The sequence below is a fragment of the Glutamicibacter sp. PAEs-4 genome (assembly GCF_051161755.1).
Taxonomy (GTDB): domain Bacteria; phylum Actinomycetota; class Actinomycetes; order Actinomycetales; family Micrococcaceae; genus Glutamicibacter; species Glutamicibacter nicotianae.
This window is the reverse complement of record NZ_CP195017.1, coordinates 3,317,896-3,340,010: the sequence shown is the minus strand read 5'-3', so window position 1 is coordinate 3,340,010 and position 22,115 is coordinate 3,317,896. Positions and strand designations below refer to the sequence as shown.

The following is a 22,115-nucleotide window of genomic DNA, read 5'->3' as shown; positions in this document are numbered from 1 at the left end:
GGTTCAATTCAGGCGGCAACGGCCTGCAAGACTTGCAAGAAGCTCTTGACCGCAGGGCGCAGGTCGCTGCCGCGGCGTCCCACGGCATAGATTTCCCGGAACATGGGAGGCGGTGCGGGGCTCTGTGACGGCGCGAAGCGGGTGACGTTTTCCGCGGTTGGGCCCAGTCGGTTGAACACCATGCGGGGCAGGAAAGCGGCAGCAACACCAGCCGCCACCAACTCGTAATGCAATCTGGGATCGGGGGAGTCGAAGAGCACTCTCGGCTCGAACCCCAGCGCACGGCAGTAATTGCGGCTGAACATGTGGGCATCGGTGCCATGTGGTTCAAAGGCCCAATCAAAATCGGCTAGCTCCGCGATGCTCGCGACCGGACGCGGCAGAAAAATATCCAACTGGTCGGTAGTAATCAATGTGCGAACTAATCCAGAGTCCGCTCTGCGTGGCACATGGGTGAATTCATCGACAATGGCAATATCTGCGCGTCGTCCGGACACGGCGTCTAATGCCTCGCTGGGTTCGAGCTGCGTGAACTCAACCACCACGTCGGGATGGACCAGCGCCATGTTCCGCAAGGCATCTGGCAGATAGGTACGTGCGAAAGTGCTGAATGCCGCGAAGCGGATAACTCCCTGGATCCGGCTGCGTCGTGTTTCCAGCTCGGCGCTGGCCGCTTCGAGTACCGAGATCGCCTCATCCACGCTGGCAATCAGGTGTTGCGCGGCCGGGGTTAGCCGGATGCTGCGACCGACCTGTTCGAGTAACGGCAACCCTGCTTCCGCTTCGAGCTTGGCCAATTGCTGCGATACCGCGGACGGGCTGATGCCTAGCATCCGAGCGGTACCCGCGATGCTTCCGCGCAAATGCAGTTCGCGCAGCAGCGTGAGCCTTTTGAAATCTAGCATTTCCTTCTTCCGCCGCAGATGCACCTGCGGTACATCCCGTAAGTTCTGCTTAACGATACGAACAAGATGCACCCACTTTATCTGATTCAAACGCAGTCTTATGGTGTAGATCACAAGAAAAATTCCACTCATTCCGCAAGGAGCAAGAAAACAGAAATGATGCAGCCCCCAACAGGCATTGACAGCCTGGAAATCGCCGAGTTCGCAACCCGGCAACAACGCGTCAAGGAACGCATGGCAGAGCAGGGACTAGAGCTGCTTCTGATCACGGATCCTGCGAATCTCTACTACTTGAGTGGGTACAACGCCTGGTCCTTCTACACCGCCCAGATGATGGTTCTTCCGCTGGATGGACCGCCGATGCTGTACATGCGCCACATGGATGCCCACGGAGCGCACCGCACGGCGAGCGGGGTCGCCCCCGAGCAGATCTTCGGCTACCCCGAGGAAATCGTCCATAGGCCCGACATCCACCCTGGCGATTGGGTCGCCAGGCACCTGCGCGACCTGGGATACGGGCGTAAGCTCGCGGTGGGCTACGAAGGAGATTCCCACTTCTTCTCCGTGCGCATGTACCAGGCCCTGGCTGCAACCCTTGGCGAATGGGAACTGCGCGAGTCCCGCGAACTGGTCAACTGGGTGCGGCTCATCAAGTCAGACTATGAGGTCGAACTGATGCGGATCGCTGGTCGCGTCGCCTCTCACAGCATGCGCGTCGCGCTGGGTGCCTTGGAGCCGGGCCGGCCGCAGAACCACGTGGCCGCCGAGATCATGGCGGCGCAGGCGCGGGGAGTGGAAGGCCACGCTGGGGACTACCCCTCGATTGTGCCAATGCTGCCCACCGGGCCCGGAGCTGATACTCCGCACCTGACCTGGAACGCCGATCCGATGCCCTCGAACGCCCCGATCTCCATCGAGCTGGCCGGAGTGCACCGGCGGTACCACGCGCCGCTGGCCCGCACCGCTGTGCTGGGCAAGCCGAGCAGCGCACTGCAGCGCGTGGCCGCAGCAACTGTCGAAGGCATCGAGGCGGCGTTCGACCAGGTCCGCCCCGGGGCGACACCGGACGCGGTCACGCGCGCCTTCACCCAAGTGATCAACGCCCACGGCTTCGAGAAGGAATCCCGACTGGGCTACTCGATCGGCGTCGGCTTCCCGCCGGACTGGGGCGAGCGCACGATCAGCTTCCGGGCCGGCGAGCACAGCCTGTTGCAAGAGAACATGACCTTCCACCTGATCGCCGGCATGTGGCTCGACGGTTTCGGCTTCGAGGTCTCGGAACCCATCAGGGTCGCGGCCAACGGAATCGAATTCCTGGCCGACCTGCCACGCGAACTGACCATCATCAACCCAAGGAGCTCTTCAAATGACTACACAATCCTTCCTGGCACCGATTTCAACGCGTCTTGCCGCCCGAGCCAGCCAGCTTAAGGGCTCGGTGATCGATTCCTCGACCTCGCTGCTGGCCAGCCAGACACACGACATCGTGCGATTCGCCATGGGTGCGCCCAACGCCGAATTGATTCCCGAAGCCGAGCTCGCCGAGCTCTACCGGCAGCCTGCCACTGGCCGCTACGACTATGCCGCGACCGAAGGGAACCCGGCGCTTATCAAGCAGATCGTTGCCTTCGCCGCTGGGCAGGGACAGGCTGTGGACCCGGAACGGATCCTGGTGACCACTGGCGGCATGCAGGGACTGGACATCGCCTTCAAGCTGATGGTGGACCCAGGCGACCTGGTCATCGTCGAATCTCCTACCTACACTAACGGCATTGCCACAGCCTTGAGCTACCAGGGGCAGATTCTGGAAGCGCCGGTGGATGACGACGGACTGATTGTAGAGGCGTTGCCGGAACTGGTGGCGGCCAGCGGCAAGATCCCCAAAGTGATCTACGTGATTCCGAACTTCCAGAACCCATCGGGACGCACGCTCAGCGAAGCACGTCGCCGGAAGCTGATTGAGCTCGCTGAGCAGTGGGAAGCATTCATTATTGACGACGATCCTTATGGTGCGTTGCGCTTCGCCGGCCAGAAAGTCCCGGGCTTCAGCGAATTGAGCCCGGGCAACCCCCGAATCGTCTCGGTGAGAACCTTCTCCAAGGTGCTGGCACCGGGGCTGCGCGTGGGATGGATGGAACTGGATCCTGCCTTGCGCGATTTGGCGATCAGTGCGAAACAATCCATGGATACCTGCACCAACGCCCCAATGCAGCAGCTGGTGGCGGACTTCTTGGCTCAAGGTCGCTTGGAAACCCATGTGGGGACCTTGCGCAGCGTTTACTTGGAGCGCAAGCAGGCCATGCGCCGGGCCTTGGCCGAAACTTTCGGCGACGATGTCGAGGCCACTGACCCCGAAGGCGGATTTTTCCTCTGGCTGACCTTGAAAGGCCGGTACTCGCAGATCAACACCCAGGAGCTGTTCCCGATAGCCCTGGCACATGGCGTGGCTTATATACCGGGCCCTGCCTTTGCAGATTCTGGAGCCTTCACCGACGCATTGCGCTTGTGCTTCGCAACTTCCACACCTGAACGGATAACGGAGGGAGTGCAGCGTCTGCACGCAGCAATTGAAGACATGCTCCAGCGCGGGGTCGGAGCATGAGCTTGGCGACGCAATCGATGAGCGAACTGGAACGCGTGGTACTGGCCCAAATCGATCAGGAACGGCTGGTAGGCCGATGCGCACAGCTGATCGAAGCTCCCAGCGAGAATCCCGGTGGCAGCGAAGAACGCACTGTCCAACTACTGCGCGGGATGCTCGAAGAGCTGGGGGCATCCGTTCATTTGCAGCAGGTGGCCGAGGGGCGTCCGAATCTCGTGGCCCACCTCGGTGGCGGCAACAGCGGGGGTGGGATCCTGTTCCTCGGGCACAGTGATGTTGTACCTGCCGGAAGCGGCTGGCACGCAGACGCGTTTACTGCCCGGAGGGAAGGCGACAGGCTGATCGGTCGCGGGGCGACGGACATGAAAGGCGGCCTGGCTGCGATCATCGAAGCCATGGCAGCGGTCCACCTGCAAGCACCACAGATCCCGTTGACATTGATCTGCACTGTGGACGAGGAAGCCGACGCGCTGGGAATATCCCACTACGTCAATACGGAACCCTCCACACCCTATGCCGCCTGCATCGTCGCCGAGCCTACCGATCTAGTGGCCATTATTGGCTGCCGTGCGGCAGCGAATATGGAGGTGCGCATCAGCGGATCCAGCGCTCACGCTGGCCGTCCGGCAGATGGCGCTAGTGCCATCGAAGCCGCTGCGAAGCTGGTAGCGCTCATCGGCAGAGACAAGATGCGCCTAGCCAAGAACGGACATCCGATACTCGGCCCGGCAACTTGGAATGTAGGCACGCTGCACGCCGGTCACGGCACTTCCATCGTTCCGGACGCGGCATTGCTGGGCATCGACCGTCGGCTCTTGCCCGGAGAGAACCCGCAACAGGTGCTTGATGAGTTGCTCGCGGCGGCCCGTCTGGAGCTTGACCGCTCGGTGGAACTGGATGGCCAGCAGATCGGGCTGGAAGGAACGGTGCAGATGTTCATGCCAGGTTTCCTGGCTGAGCCCGAGGCGCCGCTGGTGCTCCAAGCCTGCCAGTCACTACGGGACCTAGGGTCTGCCGGAGCCTATGGAATCTGGACGGCATCGTGCGAGGCGGGATTCATTGCCCAGCACCACCTGGTGCCAACGGTTGTCCTGGGACCAGGCGACATTAATTCCCAGGCCCACCAGCCGAACGAAAGTGTTTCCATCCGAGACTTGTGCACCGCGGCAGGCGCTTACGCGCTTATTGCATTGCGCACCTTTGAAGCTTCTCAAGGCTAAGGACAAGACCATGACTACCCAAGCACAGCTGCCCAAGATCCGAAACGAAGCGGATTTCACACCAGAGGAAAAGAAGCAAGCACGCAAATCCGTGGCTGGCTCGGCCATCGGCAATGCGATCGAATGGTTCGATTACGGAATCTATGGATACCTGATCGTCTATATCTCACAGTTGTTTTTCACGTTCGGTGAAGACGCAGGCGCCATGCCGCGAATCCTGGCCTTTTCAACGTTCGCCATCTCCTTTATCGTCCGTCCGCTAGGCGGCATGGTACTGGGACCGCTGGGGGACCGGATTGGGCGAAGGACAATCTTGATATTCACCATTGTGATGATCAGCGTTTCCACCGCTTGCATCGCACTGTTGCCGACCTTCGAACAGGTAGGCTATTTGGCGCCCGCGCTGCTCGTGCTGCTGCGCATGGTCCAGGGATTCTCCGCCGGTGGCGAGTATGCCGGCGCAGCGGTTTTCATGAGCGAACATGCGCCGGATAACAAGCGTGGCAAGTACGGTTCGTTCCTGGAATTCGGAACGCTGGCCGGATTCAGCGCTGCCGCGATCTTGTGCACCATGCTCACGCTGGTGGTGGGCGAGGAAGGCATGATGGCTGGCTGGTGGCGACTGCCATTCGCATTGACTCTGGTACTGGGTGGGATCGCGCTGTGGATGAGGCGGCATCTGGAAGAATCCGAGACCTTCACCGATGATTCAAGCAAGGGGAATACAGTTAGCTCGGCGCCCCAAGCCCTACGCGCATTGCTGGTTGAATATCCGTGGCAGCTGCTCAAGCTCTTCGGTTTCATCGTTCTGGTCAATGTGGCGTTCTATTTGGTGCTGACGTACATGCCCAGTTACCTCACGGCAACGCTGGGCCATGATGCGACCCAATCCAATCTGACTCTCGTGCTCATCCAACTGGTCATGATCGCGTTGATTGTCCCGCTCGGGTCATTGAGCGATCGAATTGGCCGCAAGCCATTACTGGTCACCGCAAGCGCGGGCTTTGTGCTGCTTTCGGTTCCTGCTGTCTATCTGATGCAAGTGGGAGGGCTGTGGGGCCAGCTCGCAGGTATCGGCACTTTGGGTCTTTTGCTGGTCGTGCTGCTGTCCACGATTTCCTCTGCTCTTCCGGCTCTCTTCCCCACCTCAGTGAGGTATTCCGGATTCGCTATCGGGTACAACCTGTCAACAGCAGTTTTCGGCGGGACCGCAGCTGTAGCCAACGAGACAATCATTGGAGCTACCGGCAATGATCTGGTGCCCGGATGGTATCTGATGGGAGCAGGCATTATCGGGCTCGTCTCAGTACTTACTTTCCGGGAAACTGCGGGCCGTTCGCTGCGTGGCAACTTGATTCCGGGCAGTGACGACAGGCTGCGACTAGAGCGCGGGGAGAAACTGGTAGGCGCTTCCAAACGCCGGACCAGGCCGACACCAAGCAAGGAAGCAACGCAATCAAAGGAGATGACGTCGTGAAAATGACCAAGCCAGTGGCGTTGGTGACGGGCTCAACCTCGGGAATCGGTATTGCGATTGCCCGACGCCTGGTCAAAGACGGTTTTTATGTCGTGATCAGTGGAAGGAACGCTGAACGCGGCAAGGATGTCGCGAGTGAACTGGGTGTGAATGGTTGCTTCATCCAGGCTGATCTAGTTGCTTCCGGGGCATCCCAGAGCTTGGTCGACAGTGTGGTGGAGAAGACCGGCAGGCTTGATGTGCTGGTCAACAATGCAGCCATCGATCACACCAATTGGGTTCTGGATACACCCGAAGAAGAGATCCGCGAGGCCTTTGAGATCAATACCTTCTCGGCGATTTTTTGCCTTCAAGCCGCAGGACGCGCGATGCGCGATTTCGGTGGCGGGTCGATTATCAACATCACTTCGCGGTTGGCGAGCATAGGTGTGCCCACAATGAGCCTGTACAGCGCCAGCAAAGGAGCGATGCTGGCCCTGACTAAGGCTGCCGCCGTGGAATTGGCCGAGCATAACATCCGGGTCAACGCCGTGGCCCCGGGGATGACCAGAACGCAGATGTTCAAGGACTGGCTGGCATCCCAAGACGACCCCGAGGCTACCGAGCGCGAGGTATCAGCTGCGATCCCGCTGGGGCGGGTTGCGCTACCGGAAGACGTAGCGGGTGCCGTGGCATATTTCGCTGATCCGGCCAACAGCTATGTCACCGGCACGTCGCTGCCCGTTGATGGCGGTTATCTGGCCAAGTAGAAGTAACAGCAGTTTAGTTCTCCGAAGGAGTTCCTGAAATAAGCAACTCCCGCTGGTTGCCCAGCGGGAGTTGCCCGATCATCACTCGCACCTTCATGAAGTGCTTTCAACTCTAGGGGTGCTTCCTATGCCCCGGCTGGGCTGAAACCTCGGAAACCTTGAATACTGGGAGTTGGGCTAATCGATGCTGGCCAGCGGCTGGGGCGTGCCCACGCTTTCGGGCTTCGGCTTGGCCATGGCGGGAATGCAGGCGGCGATGATCGCTGCCACCACGCAAATGCCGGAGCCAAGCCACAGGGTCGTGTGGAAGCCGGCTTCGGAAGGCAGTACGACGCCATGGAAATCAATGGTCATGTCCGCAAGGACCAGCCCGATGATGGCCGCGCCAGAGGTGGTGCCCAAGGAACGCATCAGGGTGTTGAAGCCATTGGCCGCACCGGTCTCGCTGCGCGGCACTGCGCCCATGATGATGGCAGGCATGGCGCCATAGGCCAGGGCGACACCGCTGTTGATGACCAGGCTGACCGCCAGCAGGCCCCAGGTGCTGGTCATGCCCAGCGGACCGGCCGAGTAGCCGAGCGCCATAATGGCGATGCCCAGCACCAGCGTGAACTTGGGGCCCTTGGCACTGGTCAGCCAGCCGCTCACGGGGGAGAGGACCAGCATCATCAGTCCTGCCGGCGCCATCCACAGGCCGGCGGCCAGGATGCTTTGCCCCAGGCCGTAGCCAGCTTCAGCTGGCATCTGCAGAATCTGCGGCATCACCAGCGAGCTGGAGTACATGCCGAAGCCCACGAAGATCGACGCGATATTCGTCAGCAGCACCCGGGGAATGGCGGCGGTGCGCAGGTCCACCAGCGGGCTGGCGGTCTTCAATTCCCAGAAGCCCCAGATGACGAGGACCACGACGGCGGCAATCAGCAGGGCGAGCACCGGGATCGATCCCCAGCCCCAGGTCGAGCTCTTGGAAACGCCGAGCATCAGGCAGATCAGGCCGATGGACAGGCCGATGGCTCCGATCCAGTCGAAGCGGCAGGTGCTGCGGGTGGTGCCGGCTACCGGGATGAACTTGAGGATCAGCAAGACCACGATCAGCGTGATCGCCGCGCCGATGCAGAACAGCACGCGCCAAGAGGAGAACTGGATGATGGCCGCCGACAGCGGCAGGCCGATGGCGCCGCCAACGCCCAGGGTGGCGGAGACCGTGGCGATCGCCGAAGGCAGGCGCTCCTTGTCGACGAGATCGCGCAGCATGGCAATGCCCAGCGGGACCATGCCGGAGCCGAAGCCCTGCCGGGTGCGCCCGACGATCATCACCGTGGTATTCGGCGCGAGCGCGCAGATCAGGCCGCCGAGGATGAGCGGGATAGCCAGCAAGACCAGGATGCGGCGCTTGCCGAACATATCGCCCAGCCGTCCCGAGATCGGCCTGACCACTGCGGCCGCCAGCAGGGTGGCGGTAATGATCCACGCGGTGTTATCCGGCGAGGTATTGAAGATTTCCGGCAGCTGCGGGATGAGCGGGGCGACCATCGTCTGCGTGAGCGATGAGGCGATGCCAGCGGTGGCGAGAATGCCGACGATGAATCCGGAACTGGTTTTTCCGGCGGGGTGGTTGTGGGCACGGGAGCCTTCCGAAGCAAATATGTAACTTACATACAATATGTATCTTACATATCAAGGGTATGATGGAGAAATGCCAGAAGAACAGGCCGGGATCAAGGACCGCATCGCAGAGATCGAATACGAGCAGATCATGCTCAGCCGCTACACCATCGCCCATCGGCGCCATTCGGGAGGGCTTGACCGCAGCGTGTACCTGCTGATGAGCCGCATTGACGGGCAGGGCCCGATGACCATTACCGAACTGAGCCAGGCACTGCGCCTGGATAACTCGACTCTGCAACGCCAGGTGACCGCGGCCATCAAGGACGGGTATCTGGAACGCATTGCCGATCCCCAGGGAAATGTCGCCCGCAAGATCTGCCTGACCTCGATGGGCGCCGAACGGCTGTCTGATTCCCGCGCGCTGTCCATCGCTTCGCTGGACCAGATCCTGGGCGATTGGAGCTCCGCGGATATCGAGCAATTCGCCAAGTACCTGAATCGCTTCAACAGCTCGATCGAAGAGTACAGCGAAGCCAAAAGGGCTTAAAGAGAAGTTCCCGTTGGGCAATATCCAACGGGAACTTCTACGATCATCACTCGCACCTTCAAGAGGTGTTTACAACACTACTGGCGGTTTCTGTGCCGTCCCTTTGGCTCAGCTACGCATATTCGATGCTTCCGCACAGGCAAGGTACACAGAAGGCCGTTGGGCGAAATGCACATAGATCCACGGGCCGACCGGCACGAAACTTGGTCAAATCTCCATAGGCCCGCGAGCCGCTTCTCCCTATGCTGGGAAGCATGACTCCAACGCAGAAGCCAGCGCCCGCAGCGACCCGTCCGTTGAACGTGGCCATCGTGCCTGATTCCTTCAAAGGCAGTGCGCGGGCCAGCGAAGTGGCCGCTGCCCTGGCTGACGGCTTCGCCAAGGCAGCGGCCAGCCGCAAGCGCGAGGTCGAGATCACCGCGGTGCCCTTCGCCGATGGCGGCGAAGGAACCCTCGAAGCGTTGATCGATGCCTGGGGCACCGAAGCGATCAGCGTGCAGACCACCGACGCCCTGGGCCGCCCTGTCGCGTCCCGGCTGGGACTGTCGGCCGACGGGAAGATCGCCGTGGTCGAAGCGGCCGAAGCCGCCGGCCTGCCGCAGGTCAGCGACGTGGAACGCAGGCCGCTGGAGGCAACGACCTACGGCCTGGGCGCGCTGGTCTCCCGTGCCCTGGAGCTGGGCGTTTCGCAGATCATCTTGTGCTTGGGCGGCTCGGCCACCACCGACGGCGGCAGCGGGCTGCTTGCTGCCCTCGGTGCCAGCTTCCTGGATGCCGACGGCGCGAAGCTGCCCGCTGGGGGCGGAGCGCTGCAGAATCTGGCCTCCATCGACGTTTCGGGGCTTGACCCGCGGGCGGCGAACGTCCAATGGCAGATCGCCTGCGATGTCACCAACCCGCTGATCGGCGCCAAGGGCGCGGCTGCGGTTTTCGGTCCGCAGAAGGGCGCCAGCCAGGAGCAGGTGCAGCTCCTGGATGCAGGCCTGGCCCGGCTGGCCGATGTGCTGGAAGCCGATACCGGGCGCAAGCTGCGCGAGCAGCCGGGCATGGGCGCGGCCGGCGGCTTGGCCATCAGCCTCGGATCCTACTTCCAGGTGGATCTGGTCCCCGGCTGGGATTTGGTGGCGAAAGTGCTTGGCGCCCACGACATCCTCGAGGGCGCGGATCTGGTACTGACCGGGGAAGGGCGCCTGGATTCGCAGTCGCTGGACGGAAAGGTGGTCTCCGGGGTGCTGCAGGCAGCCGGCGAGAACGCCGAGGTGATCGTGGTTGCCGGGTCGGTGGACCTGACCGATGAGCAGCTGGAGGAATCCGGGATCCTGGCCGCTTATTCCATTGCCCCGGGGCCGGCAACGCTGGCAGAACTCTCCGCGCAGACCCTGTCCCTGGTGGAGCGCACCGTGTTCAGCGTGGCGCGCACCTACCTGCGCTAGCCTGCACGTTCGGGGTCAGCCGGCCGTGCGCAGGAATTCCCCGAGGGACATCGGCGGGGTGCCGGTGATGATTTCGACGTGGTTGCTCACCTGTGACATCGCATCGCTGGCGATGGCTGTATAGGTGCTGACCCAGGCATCCAGCTGCCAGTCCGGGGCACCGAAGACCGCGCGCGAGGCGTACGCCTCCTCGATGGTTTCGTTGTGGAACACGATCTGCTTGCCGCCGGCCCCGCTGAGGATGCGTGCCACATCGGCCATGTCCAGGGACTGCGGCCCGGTCAGCTCGTAGGTGGCGCCGGCATGCTCTGCCGGATCTGCGAGCACGGCGGCCGCGGACCGCGCCACGTCGGCCCGGGCGACCGGAACGAAGCGGCCCTCGCCTGCCGGTCCGCGGATGACCCCGTCCCGCCCGGCAAGGTGCGGCATGAGGTCCTGGTAGAAGCTGTCGCGCAGGAAAGTCCAGCGCATCCCGGACTCCTTCAGGTATTGCTCGGTGGCGTGGTGCTCGCGGGCAAGGGTGAACAGCGCATCGGGTGCCGCGGCGGAAAAGGATGTATAGATGACCTGCTTTACCCCGGCCTTGCTGGCCGCGTCGATGAAGGCACGGTGCAGATCCATCCGCTGCGGCCCTTCCGGAGCGGAGACCATGAAGAGCACTTCAACGCCGTCAAGGGCCTCGGCGCTGGCGGACTGGTCGGCATAGTCGAATTGCCGCACCTCGGCCTCGGGCAATTCCGGGGCCTTCGACGGCGTGCGCGCCAGCAGGCGCTGGGCGATCCCGCGGTGGGCGAGCTGATGGGCCACCAGTGATCCGAGCGCTCCGGTGGAGCCGGTGACTGCAATACTTGGCGTGGACCCCATGGCTGCTCGCTTCCCCTCTGGTGCAATGCCCAGTGCCAGCCTAGGCGAAGCGCGCCCTATTCGATACCCCAGCGTTGGGACGACTTCGGCGGCGTGAGGTGTCAGCCGAGGGGTTGAGATCGGCTGTCCCGAGTTACCTCAGCCTGCCGATGTCCTTGCGCGGGTGGATTTCTACGATTGAACCATGAACAAGAAAAGGTACCTCGCTGTTGGCTCCCTGAGCATCATTTCTGCACTCCTACTATCCGGATGCAGTGTCAGCGATCTGTTGTCAGACAAGCTGGATGAGTCAACGACTAGAACTGCGGAATCCTCCAGCAAAGCTGTGGCAGATGGCCTCTTGCCGAACTGGGTTCCTGAAGGCGGAACAAATATCGAACTGGTGCAGCGCAACACAGGCAACGAACGTATTTTCGTGATGGACTACGAAGGAAAACTCAACGATGGCCAGTGCACCGCTCTGAGCAAAGTCGGAGATCCAACCGACGCAGAATTGGCTAAGGCCTACGCTTCCGATCCGCGTACCAAGGATCTGGCAGCAGTCGAAATATCCAAAACTAGAACGTTGGATGCAGACTGGTGGCCAGACGACGCCCAGACGCGTACCACGGATCTCTGCGGACGGTTCTGGGTCCACCAGGCCGATGGAAAACTTTATGCCTTTGCCCCCGACTTGGTTGTCCAGGTGCAGGCCATTGAGAAAGAGCGCGCGGCGGCCGAGAACAACAAGTAGCTTTAAACTGGTCGGCCATGATTCGCAGGCCGCCAAGCCATTCTGCTGTGACTTGGCCGGTAGCTTGCGAATTCATGGTTCGAAGGAAGTCGGTCTCTAGCTGTTGGTGTTCGGAGCTAACCGAGTTGCGTACACAATGCAACCGGCCAGTCCGAGGAAGCTGAGCAGAATCGCAGAGAAACCGAGTAGGCCCGGAAGCTGCTGGCTCCAGGTCATATTGAACGTCACGAGCAGAGCGACCAAAAATCCCCCCGTCAGGTAGCTGACAGCTGAACTCATGATGAACCTTTCGTGGGGAGAACTTGCTTCAGCGAGCCTAGCATCTCCATGCGTGGGAGCCTAGGACCTTGAGCAGCTGTTTTGGACTTCCATGTCCGTATGGAAGGTGGCGGCTAGGATGAAGACATGAATCAAAAGGAGCAACCTCGGCTGGCCAGCGCATTGGCGCAAAAGGTCGTTGATACTATCGCTCCGACCATCAACCGCAACGTGAACATCATGAATGCTCACGGGGTCATCATCGCTTCGACCGATGCCGCGCGAATCGGCACCCACCACGACGGCAGCGCCGAGGCAATCAGCCGCAACGCCATCATCCGGGTCAGCCAGGCTGACGGTTCCGCGGGAACCCTGCCAGGGGTCAATGTCCCTCTGACGCTGAACGGCCAGCTGTGCGGAGTTGTCGGCGTGACCGGTGCTCCGCATGAGGTGGAGCCGCTGGCCGGCCTGATTGCCTTGACGGTGCAATTGCTCTTCGCCCAGGACTACGAGCACTCGCGCAGTGCGCGCCGCGAGACCGAGGCCCGAGACATCATTTCTGCGCTGATCGCAGGCCGCGTGGCACCCGAAGTCATCGACCGCTCGCTGGCTGCCCATGGCTTGCGCGGGCCGAAGTGCATCGAAGCATGGCTCCCGCGAAGCGTCGAGGGTCCGTTGCTCGAAGAACCTGCCAAGGAGCACCACCGCACGTCTTGGATCAGCCTGTCCGGTGCGTACTGGAGGCTGCGCGCAGCCCACGAGCCTGCTTTCGCTGAAGAGCTCTTGAACGAGGAACGTTTCCTTGTGTCCATGCCGGTGGAAACTGCGGAGGAGCTCATGGCCGAAACCGAAGCGCTGCGCGTGCTGCTGGGGTACCCGTCGCTCGTGCCCCGCCATGCCCAGCGCGGAATGTGGAGCCGGGAAATTGCGGTGGCTATCGCCCGCACCCCAGCGCGCAGCCTGGAACATGCCGCCGCTCCGGCGCAACAGCTCAACGAGGAACAAGCCAAAACCCTCTTGGTGGTTTCGACGGCTGCATCGATGAGCCAAGCCGCCTCGGATCTGCATATTCACCGCAACACCTTGGTGCAACGGCTTGAGCGGATCGGCCGGATTAGCGGTGTGGACATCCGGCAGTCCAGCGAGTCACTGAAACTCCAGCATGCGATTTACGCCAGAGAGGCCTTGGGGCAGCTGCATATTTTCTAGGACCTGGGAACTGGGTTGCGGTGACAGTTGTGGCAGTAGCCGGATATTTGCACACATTGACCCAAATCGAAAGTGGGCAAATATGGTCGTGTGCCCATAGGTAATCGGTGCGGGTTTTTCTAGTATTGGCAGGATGATCGATCTTTGCGCCCGAATTCCGTGGCGGCACGGAGGTATCTAGTCCAACAGCCAAGGCTTTGAGCAGCTTTGCCGACGGGGCTGATCCACCGGTTGTGCCATCGTGGGCCGGGAGCAGAGAACTACTGTTTTTGGCAAAGGAGCCAACCCGCCGTGTATGAACTTCTTGTTCTGCTGATCCTTGTCGTGGCCATCGTAATGGTCACGGCACGCTTGAAAATCAGCCCATTCCTCGCCCTCATTGGCGCCGCCATCCTGGCTGCCTTCGCCTACCGGATTCCGCTGGCCGACGTGGCCTCGACGGTCACCACGGCCTTTGGCAGCACCATGGGCAACATCGGTCTGGTGATCCTGTTCGGAACAATGATCGGTGTGATCCTGGAGAAATCCGGTGCCGCGATCTCCATGGCAGATGCGCTGATCAAGGTCCTGGGCACACGGTTCCCCAACCTGACGCTGTCGATCATCGGCTATATCGTTTCAATTCCGGTCTTCTGCGACTCCGGTTACGTGGTGCTCAACTCGCTGCGCAAAGCCATCACCCTGCGCACCGGCGTTTCTGCGCTGGCGACATCCGTCGCCCTGATGACCGGCCTGTACGCAACCCACACCATGGTGCCGCCGACTCCGGGTCCGCTGGCCGCAGCGGAAAGCATCGGGGTTGCCGATAACCTGGGCCTGATCATCGCTGTCGGCTTGCCCGTTGCCGCCATCTCTGCGCTGGCAGGTTTGGCCTACGCCAGCCGTTTCAACAAGTCCAAGTGGACCCCGCTGCCCAGCGAGGGCGATGACGACATCTCCGAACTCGACTACGAGCAGCTGCGCGCGAGCTTCGGCAAATTGCCGAGCCCGGCGTTGGCATTCATGCCGATCCTGGTTCCGCTCGTGCTGATCTGCGCCGCTTCCATTGCGAAGCTGCCTTCGCACCCGTTCGGCGAGGGCATTGCCCTGGAAATCCTTTCCTTCATCGGTACTCCGGTGATCGCCCTGATCTTCGGCTTGATCTCCTCGACCTTCCTGCTCAGCGGCGACAGCAAGCTGGCGGTCTTCAATGAGCAGATGCATGAAGCCGTGCGCACCGCTGCCCCGATCTTGCTGATCACCGGTGCCGGTGCGGGCTTCGGCGCGGTGCTGGCAGCATCGGATCTGACCACGATCCTTTCGGATTCGCTCAGCGGGCTGGGCTTGGGTCTGGCGGTGCCGTTCCTGATCGCCGCTGCGCTGAAGTCCGCGCAGGGCTCGTCCACTGTGTCCATGGTGACCACCTCTGCGCTGGTCGCGCCGATGCTCGGCTCCTTGGGTCTGGGTTCGGAACTGGGCATGGTGCTCACGGTATTGGCCGTCGGTGCCGGTGCGATGGTTGTCTCGCACGCCAACGACTCGTACTTCTGGGTCGTGTCGCAGCTCAGCCGCATTCCGGTGATTACCGCATACAAGACCTTGAGCGTGGCAACAGCCATCCAGGGTACCGCCGCCTTCCTGACGGTATTGCTCCTGGGAGCCGTGCTGCTGTAGCAGGACGCTGACCGCGCAAGCAACAGATCGCACCATCTGCCGATGGTGCGATCCGTTGCTTTAAGCATGTGTTTGAAAGTGGTAGCCGAAGAGCGAAGGCCTGACCGCTAGACGCCTCGAGCGGCCGTGTTCGCCTTGGCAGCCGAGACCATCAGCAACACGATAATGGCCAGATAACCTGCGCCGGTCGTGGCGAAGGCGAAACCGAACTGGCCCAGCATGCAGAGTACCGCTGAGCCGGCTAACGCGGCCCAGCCTGCCCATGCAGCCGCGGCCACCAGCGGCGCAGCCCGCCGATGCCCTGCCAACCAAGCCTCGTTGCTGGCCAAGGTGTGGCGCGTCCTGATGCCGATGGCCGCATTGCGCGCGAGCTTTCCATCCCGGGCCATGGGTGCGAGGAGCGCTGCCACCAAAGTGATGGCCAGCAACCCGAACATGAAGGAGATGACGCTTGCTGGATCCACGTTCCACCTATCCTGCCTATTCGCCGTGAACAGCCATCCTATTCGGAAGCTGCGCAGTTCCCGAGTTCAAATTTCGTCATGCAAGTGTCATATGAAGGCCGCGCAGCCATCGATCAGGCAAGCAGGTGGCTCGAAGATGACGTATTTTGTCCTGCCGTTCCCTCGCATGACAGTGCCCTTCCGTGACTGCTTCCGGCAGTGGTTGACTCGGAGCACAACCCATCCAGAGCGGCTGAGAGACCTGGCTCCGCGACGCCGCAGCAAGTCTGCATCCCGCAGGTAGTGCTAACGCCAGGATCGATGGAATCGCAGGGACCCTGCGTCCTTCGGAACCTGCAACGCAAGGGAGAAGAAGATGACAGTGCAAGATACCGTACAAGACACCGGACTACGCCGAGTTCCCTACTATGGGAACGCCAGCGAAACCGAGCTGGAGCAGTGGCGCGAAGTTGCCCAGCAGGTGGCAGGCACGCTCGCACAAGACGCCCTGGAACGCGACCGCAGGAACCAGCAGCCATTCGCCGAGGTGCAGCTGCTGCGCGAAGCCGGCTTGCTGAACCTTTTGGTGCCTGCAGAATTCGGCGGCGCAGGAGCCCACTGGGAAACGGCATTCGACGTGGTCCGCATCCTGGCGGCGGCCGATGGATCCATCGCGCAGCTGCTGGCCTACCACTACATCAACCAGTCGGGCATTGCCTTCTATGCTCCGGCGGGGGCGCAAGGCAAGTGGTGGCAACGCACCGTGGAAGGCGGGTGGCTCTGGGGCGATTCGGTGAATCCGGTTGACCCGGATCTGACGCTGAGCGTCGAAGGGGATGGGTACCGGCTGAACGGGGCCAAGCGGTTCTCCACTGGTTCCGGTGTTGGCGAGGTCATCGTCATCAACGCGCTGGTCCAAGGCGGGGAATACGACGGGCAGATTCTCGCCTTCGTGCTGCCCCGCGACATCGAAGGACTGGAAATCGTTGACGACTGGGACTACCTGGGCCAGCGGCTCAGCGCATCCAACTCGCTGGAGTACCACAACGTCAGGCTTGAAGCCGAGGACTTGCTCGGATTCGTCACCGACGAACCGGTGTCCACCTTGCTCACCCCGGGCATCCAGCTGGCTTTCGCCAATTTCTACCTGGGCATTGCCGAAGGAGCGCTGGAGCGTGGCAAGCAGATCCTGCTGGGCCGCAAGAACGCCTGGCTGTTCTCGCAGGCCGACACCTACGCCCAGGATCCGATTTTCCAGCGGATCGTCGGGGAGCTCAAGGCCCGCACCGCCGCGGTGGCGGCGCTGACCGAGAAGCTCGGCCGGAAATTCGATGCCTTGCTGTCGAAGGCCGGAGACGTCACCCAGCCCGAGCGGGCCGCGCTGGCAGTGGAAATTGCCGAAGCCAAGGTGGTTTCCACCGAGGTGGGCGTCGAGGTGGCGAACCGGATCTTCGAGGTGACCGGATCATCCTCGACCGCGAGCTCGGTGGGCCTGGACCTGTATTGGCGCAATGTGCGCACCCACTCGCTGCATGACCCGGTGGACTACAAGAAGATCGAGGTCGGCGCGTACTTCCTGCGCGGAGAATCCCAGCCGCTCTCGCTCTACACCTAGAAATTCCCACGGATTGGACTGAACGATGACTGTACTTGCAACTGGCACTCGGCTTGCAGGGCTCAAAGCCCGTTTTGCCCCGCTCTTCGCGGACATCGCGCAGGGAGCTGCCGAACGCGACCGCACCGGCGAACTGCCCTACCAGGCAGTCGCGGACCTGGCTGCCGCCGGCTTCGGCGCAATCCGGGTTCCGGAATCGCACGGCGGGGCCGGGGCGACCCTGCCTGAGCTCTTCGAGCTGTTCGTGGATCTTGCGGCCGCTGATTCCAATATCGCCCAGGCGCTGCGCGCGCACTTCGCCTTCGTCGAGGATCGGCTGGTGGCAGAGCAGGGTCCGGGTCGTGACAAGTGGCTGGCCCGCTTCGCCGCCGGGGAACTGGTGGGCAACTCGTGGACCGAGGTTGGAACCGTGAAGGTCGGCGACGTGATCACCAAGGTCACCCCGGACGGCGAGGGAGGGTTCAAGATCAATGGAACCAAGTACTATTCCACCGGCTCAATTTTCGCTGACTGGCTGGACACCTATGCCGAGCGCACCGACACCGGAAAACGCGTGATCGCCGCGGTCAACCGCCACCAGCCCGGTGTCGAGCTGGCCGATGACTGGGATGGCTTCGGCCAGCGCACCACGGGTACCGGAACCTCCACGTTCACCGATGCGGTGGTGGCCGAGGAAGACCTGATCGACTTCGACACCCGTTTCAAGTACCAGACCGCGTTCTACCAGCAGGTGCTGCTGGCGGTCCTGGCCGGCTCCGCCAAAGCGGCAGAGCGGGACTTCGCCGCCGAACTGAAAGCGCGCAAGCGGACCTTCAGCCATGCCGCAGCCAATGTGGCGGCCGAAGACCCGCAGCTGCTGCAGGTGATCGGCGAGGTCTCTGCTGCATCCTTCGCCGCCGCGGCAACGGTTCAACGCGTTTCGGCGGCGTTGCAGGGAGCCTACGAAACAGCGCTGGCGCTGCACACCGGCCAGGCGAGCGCAGAAGAGGACGAAGCGGCCAATGATGCGGCCGAGTTGGCCAGCGCGCAGGCGCAGGTGGTGCTCACCCCGCTGGTGCTCAATGCCATCACACATGCCTTCGATGCGCTGGCTGCCAGCGCGACGAGCGTGAGCAAGAACCTTGATCGGCACTGGCGCAATGCCCGAACCGCGGGCAACCACAACCCTTGGGTCTTCAAGGCGCGGTTGATTGGCGACCTGGCGGTCAACGGCACCGAGCTTCCACGCGTGTGGGCGATCGGCGCCTCGAAGTAGCTTCCATTTCCGTAGCAGGCCCAGCATTCTTTGCCGATGCTGGGCCTGCTGTTTTGCGCCTGCAGAATCGCCCGCTGGCTAGACTGTGTGGGTGATAAATTACACCCTGCGCCAGCTGCAGTACTTCGTCGCCGTCGCGGAACTCGGCTCCATTTCCGCGGCGGCGAAGCAGTGCCATATTTCCCAGGCCGCCATGTCGCAGTCGATGGACGAGCTGGAGCGCGCCGTCGGCTCCCAGCTGCTGGTGCGCCGCCGGGCGCGCGGGGTGGTGCTCACCGCTGTCGGCACCGACTTCCTGCTGGATTCGCGGGCGCTGGTGCGCCATGCCGAAGAGGTGCAGGACCTGATTGTCGAACGCCAGACCAAGCTCTCGGGCCCGCTGGTGATCGGCTGCTATTCCTCGCTGGCAGCGTTCTGGATCCCGGTGATCTGCGAACGCTTCACCAATGTCCACCCGGACCTGCAGGTGACCTTGGTGGAAGGCGATGGCGCCGAGCTGCAAGAACGCATGCTCAAGGGCCACCTGGATGCGGTGCTCACCCATACCCGCCACCTGCTGCCGCAGGTTTCCTGGCGCCGGGTGATGTCGGGCCGTCCCTATGTGCTGGTGGGCGGGAACCACCGGCTGGCGGACCGCACCTCGGTTGCGCTCGCCGAGCTGGCCGATGACGATTTCGTTTCCCTGGACATTCCCACGGTGCGCGATAACCAGCTGGTGAACCTGCGCATGTCGGGTTTGGACCCGAAGGTGCGCTGGAGTTCGCAGAGCTTCGAGGCGGTACGCGGGATGGTGGCCCGCGGACTGGGCTACACCGTGCTGGTGCAGCGTCCGCCGGTCAACCTGAGCTATGACGGATTGCCGCTGTCGGTGCTGGAGATCGAAGGCGAGGTCGGGGTCAGCGACATCTGCGTGGCCTATACCGCCTCGGAACGCCTGAGCCTGCGGCTGCGCGCGTTCCTGGATTTCTGCGAGGAAACCGGTGCCGAGAAAGAGCGCGAGGCCGGCCGGAACCCATAGGTTCCAGCCGGCTCCGCGCTCCAGGCACCAAGGTTCTAGTGGCTCATCTCCTCGGCTTCGAGGTCGGCATCGCGGCCTTCCTTGATGCCGCGCATGGCCAGCGCGGCGACAATGAACGCGGCAGCCCAGACGGCGCCGGCGATCCACAGCGATCCGCCGCCCAGCAGCACCAGGCCGGCGACGATCATCGGGGTGAAGCCTGCGCCCACGGTGGAGGAGAGCTGGTAGACGAGCGAGGCGCCGGTGTAGCGGATGCGGGTGGGGAACAGTTCGGCGGTGAACGCGCCGAACGGCCCGAAGATGAACGCCTGGATGATGCCGTTGGCCACGAACAGGGCGATGGCGAACAGCCACAGCTGGCCCAGTTCCAGCATCCACATGATCGGCAGGGCGGCCACGGCGCCGGCGAGGATGCCGACCATCATGACCGGGCGGCGGCCCAGCTTGTCGGAGTAGCGCGAGGATACCCAGATGCCCACCACGGTCAATGCGGCACCGATGGCCTTGATGTTCAGCACCGCGGTGCGGTCCAAACCGACTTCCTCGACCACGTAGGAGATGGCCCAGACGGTCATCAGGCCCTGCACGGTGTAGGAGCTCATGCCCACCAGGGTTCCGCGGATGACCGACTTCGGGTACTTCGTGATGACCTCCATGAACGGGGTCTTGCGCTCTTCGGCCTTGTCTTCAAGGGCCAGGAACAGCGGGGATTCGGTGACCTTCAGGCGGATGACCAGCCCGATGCCCACCAGCGCGATGCTGATCAGGAACGGAATGCGCCAGCCCCAGGCCAGGAACTGCTCATTGGGCATGATGGAGACGGCGGAGACCGCCAAGGTAGCCATCACGGCGCCGGCCGGGCCGCCCATGTTCGCGAAGCTCGCGGCGAAGCCGCGGCGTTCCTTCGGCGCGTGCTCGAGAGCCATCAGCATGGCGCCACCCCATTCGCCGCCCACGGCCAGGCCCTGGACGATGCGCAGGGTAATCAGTGCGATCGGGGCCAGCATGCCGATTTGGGCAGTGGGAGGCAGCAGCCCGATCAGCGTCGAGGCGCCGCCCATCATGGCCATCGAGGTGATCAGCACGCCCTTGCGCCCGATCTTGTCGCCGAAATGGCCGAAGATGATGCCGCCCAGAGGGCGGGCCAGGTAGCCCACGGCCAGGGTGGCGAAGGAAGCGAAGATTGCCACGCCTGGGGTCAGTCCCACGAAGAAGACCTTGTTGAAGACCAGCGAGGCCGCGGTGGCATAGAGGATGAAATCGTAGAATTCGATCGCGCTGCCAATGAAGCTGGAGGCCAGGATCCGGCGCATCTGCGGGGAGTTCAGCGAGGGGACCTTCATTGGCGCCTCCACGCTGCTGTGATTATTCAGGGTGCTGCTCATCGTGCTGCCGCCATTTCACTAGTGACGCGGGAAAAGGATATCGTGTCCAGATCGTTGGGCACGCGGTAGTTGCCGGAGAATTTCTCGGCGTGGGCCTCCCAGACTTCCAGGGGTGTGGTTCCGGGGACCAGGTGGTGCAACGCAAGGGTGCGCGCCCCGGCTTCGTGGGCAATCGTGATTGCCTGTTCCGGCGAGGTGTGCGAAGCGCGGTGGTGGTCCATCGAGGCTTGGGCTTCCAAGGTGCCCACCGAACCGTACGCACGTTCCACCCAGTCGAAGTCAATGGCCTCATGCAGCAGCAGGTCGGTGTCCTTCGCCAGGGCCACCAGGTTCTGGCACGGCGCGGTGTCCCCGGAAATGGTCACCGAGCCTTCTGCGGTGTCGAAGCGGAAGGCGAAGGCCGGGGCGATTGGCGGGTGCTTGACCAGGGTTGCAGTCACCGTGACCAGCTCGTCGCGGTAGATCTCGAATGGCGCGAAGTCCGCCGGGGTCGGGTTGGCATTGGGGTGGTACCCGGTGCCGGCAGGGATTTCGATGTCCGAGGCGATGAAGTGGTCCAGCGGGGAGGGGCGCAGCGCGTCGATCACGCGGTCATTCAGGTCAGTGGCGTAGGCCTGCATCAGGTGCTCGAACATCGAAGCGGTGCCCGGCGTCGGATTCTGCGCGAAGACCGGCTGAGGTGGGGTGGTGGCACGCGGGGACGCTGGCGGCAGGGCGCCGCGGTCGCCCGGGCCGATGATGGAAATCGGCGCCTTGCCGGCAGGCAGGGTGAACATTCCGAAGATGGCCAGCGATGCCAGGTCGATGGTGTGATCCGAATGCAGGTGCGTGAGGAAGATGCCGCGCAGGTTCGCTGGGGTGAATCCTGCTTTCATCAGCTGGTTGCCCACGCCGGTTCCGGCATCCACCAGGTAGACGCTCTCGCCCACGACGACGGCGGTGGAAATTCCCGCGCGCTTGCCGGCGTTCTCGCCGGTCCACCAGCGAGGTCCGCCGGCGGTGCCCAGCGTAACGACGCGGGGATTGAGATTGGTGGAGGCCATGGAATGCGCCCTTTCTTTGGTTCAAGTGCTGCATTCCATTCTTATGCGCTGGATCACATTCGTAAAACTGTTTTTATCAACCAACTAAATAGGTTTAG

Annotated in this window: 19 protein-coding genes and 1 riboswitch; of the genes, 13 read left to right on the top strand and 6 right to left on the bottom strand. The window is 62.4% G+C overall.

Annotated elements, in window-relative coordinates:
- Nucleotides 1-8 precede the first annotated feature (8 nt).
- Nucleotides 9-1,019, bottom strand: coding sequence for a LysR family transcriptional regulator (locus ACR9WD_RS15745; protein ID WP_190264223.1), 1,011 nt, complete (start codon nucleotides 1,017-1,019; stop codon nucleotides 9-11).
- A gap of 42 nt (nucleotides 1,020-1,061) precedes the next feature.
- Between ACR9WD_RS15745 and ACR9WD_RS15740 the strand changes: the two genes are divergently transcribed.
- From ACR9WD_RS15740 to ACR9WD_RS15720, 5 genes are read left to right on the top strand one after another with little or no spacing between them, the layout of a single operon-like run.
- Complete coding sequence (locus tag ACR9WD_RS15740; RefSeq protein ID WP_073707099.1) at nucleotides 1,062-2,336, top strand: M24 family metallopeptidase; 1,275 nt, start codon at nucleotides 1,062-1,064, stop codon at nucleotides 2,334-2,336.
- Nucleotides 2,272-3,507: a PLP-dependent aminotransferase family protein gene (locus tag ACR9WD_RS15735; RefSeq protein WP_190264222.1), complete on the top strand. Its 1,236-nt coding sequence runs from the start codon at nucleotides 2,272-2,274 to the stop codon at nucleotides 3,505-3,507. The genes ACR9WD_RS15740 and ACR9WD_RS15735 overlap by 65 nt, the downstream gene beginning before the upstream one ends.
- A gap of 17 nt (nucleotides 3,508-3,524) precedes the next feature.
- On the top strand, nucleotides 3,525-4,727 hold the full coding sequence (locus tag ACR9WD_RS15730; protein ID WP_434922401.1) for a M20 family metallopeptidase: 1,203 nt from the start codon (nucleotides 3,525-3,527) through the stop codon (nucleotides 4,725-4,727).
- Complete coding sequence (locus ACR9WD_RS15725) at nucleotides 4,708-6,204, top strand: MFS transporter (RefSeq protein ID WP_434922400.1); 1,497 nt, start codon at nucleotides 4,708-4,710, stop codon at nucleotides 6,202-6,204. Before ACR9WD_RS15730 ends, ACR9WD_RS15725 begins: the two co-directional genes overlap by 20 nt.
- Before the next feature lie 2 nt (nucleotides 6,205-6,206).
- A complete protein-coding gene (locus ACR9WD_RS15720; RefSeq protein ID WP_223309005.1) occupies nucleotides 6,207-6,953 on the top strand; it encodes an SDR family NAD(P)-dependent oxidoreductase in 747 nt (248 codons plus the stop codon).
- Between the two features lie 177 nt (nucleotides 6,954-7,130).
- On the opposite strand, the gene ACR9WD_RS15715 is transcribed toward ACR9WD_RS15720, so the two are convergent.
- The gene (locus ACR9WD_RS15715; RefSeq protein WP_223308827.1) at nucleotides 7,131-8,615 is read right to left on the bottom strand and encodes an MFS transporter; all 1,485 of its coding nucleotides are present in this window, start codon (nucleotides 8,613-8,615) and stop codon (nucleotides 7,131-7,133) included.
- A gap of 34 nt (nucleotides 8,616-8,649) precedes the next feature.
- Between ACR9WD_RS15715 and ACR9WD_RS15710 the strand changes: the two genes are divergently transcribed.
- Both ACR9WD_RS15710 and ACR9WD_RS15705 read left to right on the top strand, forming a co-directional pair.
- On the top strand, nucleotides 8,650-9,108 hold the full coding sequence (locus ACR9WD_RS15710) for a MarR family winged helix-turn-helix transcriptional regulator (protein ID WP_190264219.1): 459 nt from the start codon (nucleotides 8,650-8,652) through the stop codon (nucleotides 9,106-9,108).
- 254 nt (nucleotides 9,109-9,362) lie between these two features.
- The gene (locus ACR9WD_RS15705; protein WP_190264218.1) at nucleotides 9,363-10,541 is read left to right on the top strand and encodes a glycerate kinase; all 1,179 of its coding nucleotides are present in this window, start codon (nucleotides 9,363-9,365) and stop codon (nucleotides 10,539-10,541) included.
- A 15-nt stretch (nucleotides 10,542-10,556) separates the two neighbouring features.
- Here the strand turns inward: ACR9WD_RS15705 and ACR9WD_RS15700 are convergent, their stop codons facing one another.
- Nucleotides 10,557-11,405, bottom strand: a complete 849-nt coding sequence (locus ACR9WD_RS15700; RefSeq protein WP_190264217.1) for an SDR family oxidoreductase — start codon at nucleotides 11,403-11,405, stop codon at nucleotides 10,557-10,559.
- Nucleotides 11,406-11,589: 184 nt separating this feature from the next.
- Here ACR9WD_RS15700 and ACR9WD_RS15695 point away from each other — a divergent pair, with 184 nt between their 5' ends.
- The 3 genes from ACR9WD_RS15695 (at nucleotide 11,590) to ACR9WD_RS15685 (ending at nucleotide 15,258) form a co-directional block, all read left to right on the top strand.
- Nucleotides 11,590-12,138, top strand: coding sequence for a hypothetical protein (locus ACR9WD_RS15695; protein WP_190264216.1), 549 nt, complete (start codon nucleotides 11,590-11,592; stop codon nucleotides 12,136-12,138).
- A gap of 405 nt (nucleotides 12,139-12,543) precedes the next feature.
- Entirely contained in the window at nucleotides 12,544-13,605 is a 1,062-nt protein-coding gene (locus ACR9WD_RS15690) for a CdaR family transcriptional regulator (protein WP_190264215.1), read from the top strand.
- Between the two features lie 291 nt (nucleotides 13,606-13,896).
- Nucleotides 13,897-15,258 (top strand): GntP family permease, encoded by a 1,362-nt coding sequence (locus ACR9WD_RS15685; RefSeq protein WP_190264214.1) that lies wholly within the window; start codon nucleotides 13,897-13,899, stop codon nucleotides 15,256-15,258.
- Nucleotides 15,259-15,365: 107 nt separating this feature from the next.
- Here ACR9WD_RS15685 and ACR9WD_RS15680 read toward each other — a convergent pair whose 3' ends face one another.
- The gene (locus tag ACR9WD_RS15680) at nucleotides 15,366-15,722 is read right to left on the bottom strand and encodes an SdpI family protein (RefSeq protein WP_190264213.1); all 357 of its coding nucleotides are present in this window, start codon (nucleotides 15,720-15,722) and stop codon (nucleotides 15,366-15,368) included.
- A 216-nt stretch (nucleotides 15,723-15,938) separates the two neighbouring features.
- Nucleotides 15,939-16,029, top strand: a riboswitch (SAM riboswitch).
- 54 nt (nucleotides 16,030-16,083) lie between these two features.
- Here ACR9WD_RS15680 and ACR9WD_RS15675 point away from each other — a divergent pair.
- The 3 genes from ACR9WD_RS15675 to ACR9WD_RS15665 all read left to right on the top strand — a co-directional run bounded on the left by ACR9WD_RS15675 (nucleotide 16,084) and on the right by ACR9WD_RS15665 (nucleotide 19,589).
- Entirely contained in the window at nucleotides 16,084-17,316 is a 1,233-nt protein-coding gene (locus ACR9WD_RS15675) for an acyl-CoA dehydrogenase family protein (protein WP_434922399.1), read from the top strand.
- A 25-nt stretch (nucleotides 17,317-17,341) separates the two neighbouring features.
- The gene (locus ACR9WD_RS15670) at nucleotides 17,342-18,571 is read left to right on the top strand and encodes an acyl-CoA dehydrogenase family protein (protein WP_190264211.1); all 1,230 of its coding nucleotides are present in this window, start codon (nucleotides 17,342-17,344) and stop codon (nucleotides 18,569-18,571) included.
- Nucleotides 18,572-18,662: 91 nt separating this feature from the next.
- Nucleotides 18,663-19,589 (top strand): LysR family transcriptional regulator, encoded by a 927-nt coding sequence (locus tag ACR9WD_RS15665; protein ID WP_038993412.1) that lies wholly within the window; start codon nucleotides 18,663-18,665, stop codon nucleotides 19,587-19,589.
- Nucleotides 19,590-19,624: 35 nt separating this feature from the next.
- Here the strand turns inward: ACR9WD_RS15665 and ACR9WD_RS15660 are convergent, their stop codons facing one another.
- Nucleotides 19,625-20,974: an MFS transporter gene (locus tag ACR9WD_RS15660; protein WP_073707086.1), complete on the bottom strand. Its 1,350-nt coding sequence runs from the start codon at nucleotides 20,972-20,974 to the stop codon at nucleotides 19,625-19,627.
- Complete coding sequence (locus tag ACR9WD_RS15655; RefSeq protein ID WP_434922398.1) at nucleotides 20,971-22,017, bottom strand: MBL fold metallo-hydrolase; 1,047 nt, start codon at nucleotides 22,015-22,017, stop codon at nucleotides 20,971-20,973. The genes ACR9WD_RS15660 and ACR9WD_RS15655 overlap by 4 nt, the downstream gene beginning before the upstream one ends.
- Between the last annotated feature and the right edge of the window lie 98 nt (nucleotides 22,018-22,115).

Excerpts from the sequence above, each read along its gene's own strand:
- ACR9WD_RS15740 (WP_073707099.1), top strand. The coding sequence starts at position 1,062 with ATGATGCAGCCCCCAACAGGCATTGACAGCCTGGAAATCGCCGAGTTC.
- ACR9WD_RS15735 (WP_190264222.1), top strand. The coding sequence starts at position 2,272 with ATGACTACACAATCCTTCCTGGCACCGATTTCAACGCGTCTTGCCGCC.
- ACR9WD_RS15730 (WP_434922401.1), top strand. The coding sequence starts at position 3,525 with ATGAGCGAACTGGAACGCGTGGTACTGGCCCAAATCGATCAGGAACGG.
- ACR9WD_RS15720 (WP_223309005.1), top strand. The coding sequence starts at position 6,207 with ATGACCAAGCCAGTGGCGTTGGTGACGGGCTCAACCTCGGGAATCGGT.
- ACR9WD_RS15710 (WP_190264219.1), top strand. The coding sequence starts at position 8,650 with ATGCCAGAAGAACAGGCCGGGATCAAGGACCGCATCGCAGAGATCGAA.
- ACR9WD_RS15705 (WP_190264218.1), top strand. The coding sequence starts at position 9,363 with ATGACTCCAACGCAGAAGCCAGCGCCCGCAGCGACCCGTCCGTTGAAC.
- ACR9WD_RS15700 (WP_190264217.1), bottom strand. The coding sequence starts at position 11,405 with ATGGGGTCCACGCCAAGTATTGCAGTCACCGGCTCCACCGGAGCGCTC.
- ACR9WD_RS15695 (WP_190264216.1), top strand. The coding sequence starts at position 11,590 with ATGAACAAGAAAAGGTACCTCGCTGTTGGCTCCCTGAGCATCATTTCT.
- ACR9WD_RS15690 (WP_190264215.1), top strand. The coding sequence starts at position 12,544 with ATGAATCAAAAGGAGCAACCTCGGCTGGCCAGCGCATTGGCGCAAAAG.
- ACR9WD_RS15670 (WP_190264211.1), top strand. The coding sequence starts at position 17,342 with ATGACTGTACTTGCAACTGGCACTCGGCTTGCAGGGCTCAAAGCCCGT.
- ACR9WD_RS15660 (WP_073707086.1), bottom strand. The coding sequence starts at position 20,974 with ATGAGCAGCACCCTGAATAATCACAGCAGCGTGGAGGCGCCAATGAAG.
- ACR9WD_RS15655 (WP_434922398.1), bottom strand. The coding sequence starts at position 22,017 with ATGGCCTCCACCAATCTCAATCCCCGCGTCGTTACGCTGGGCACCGCC.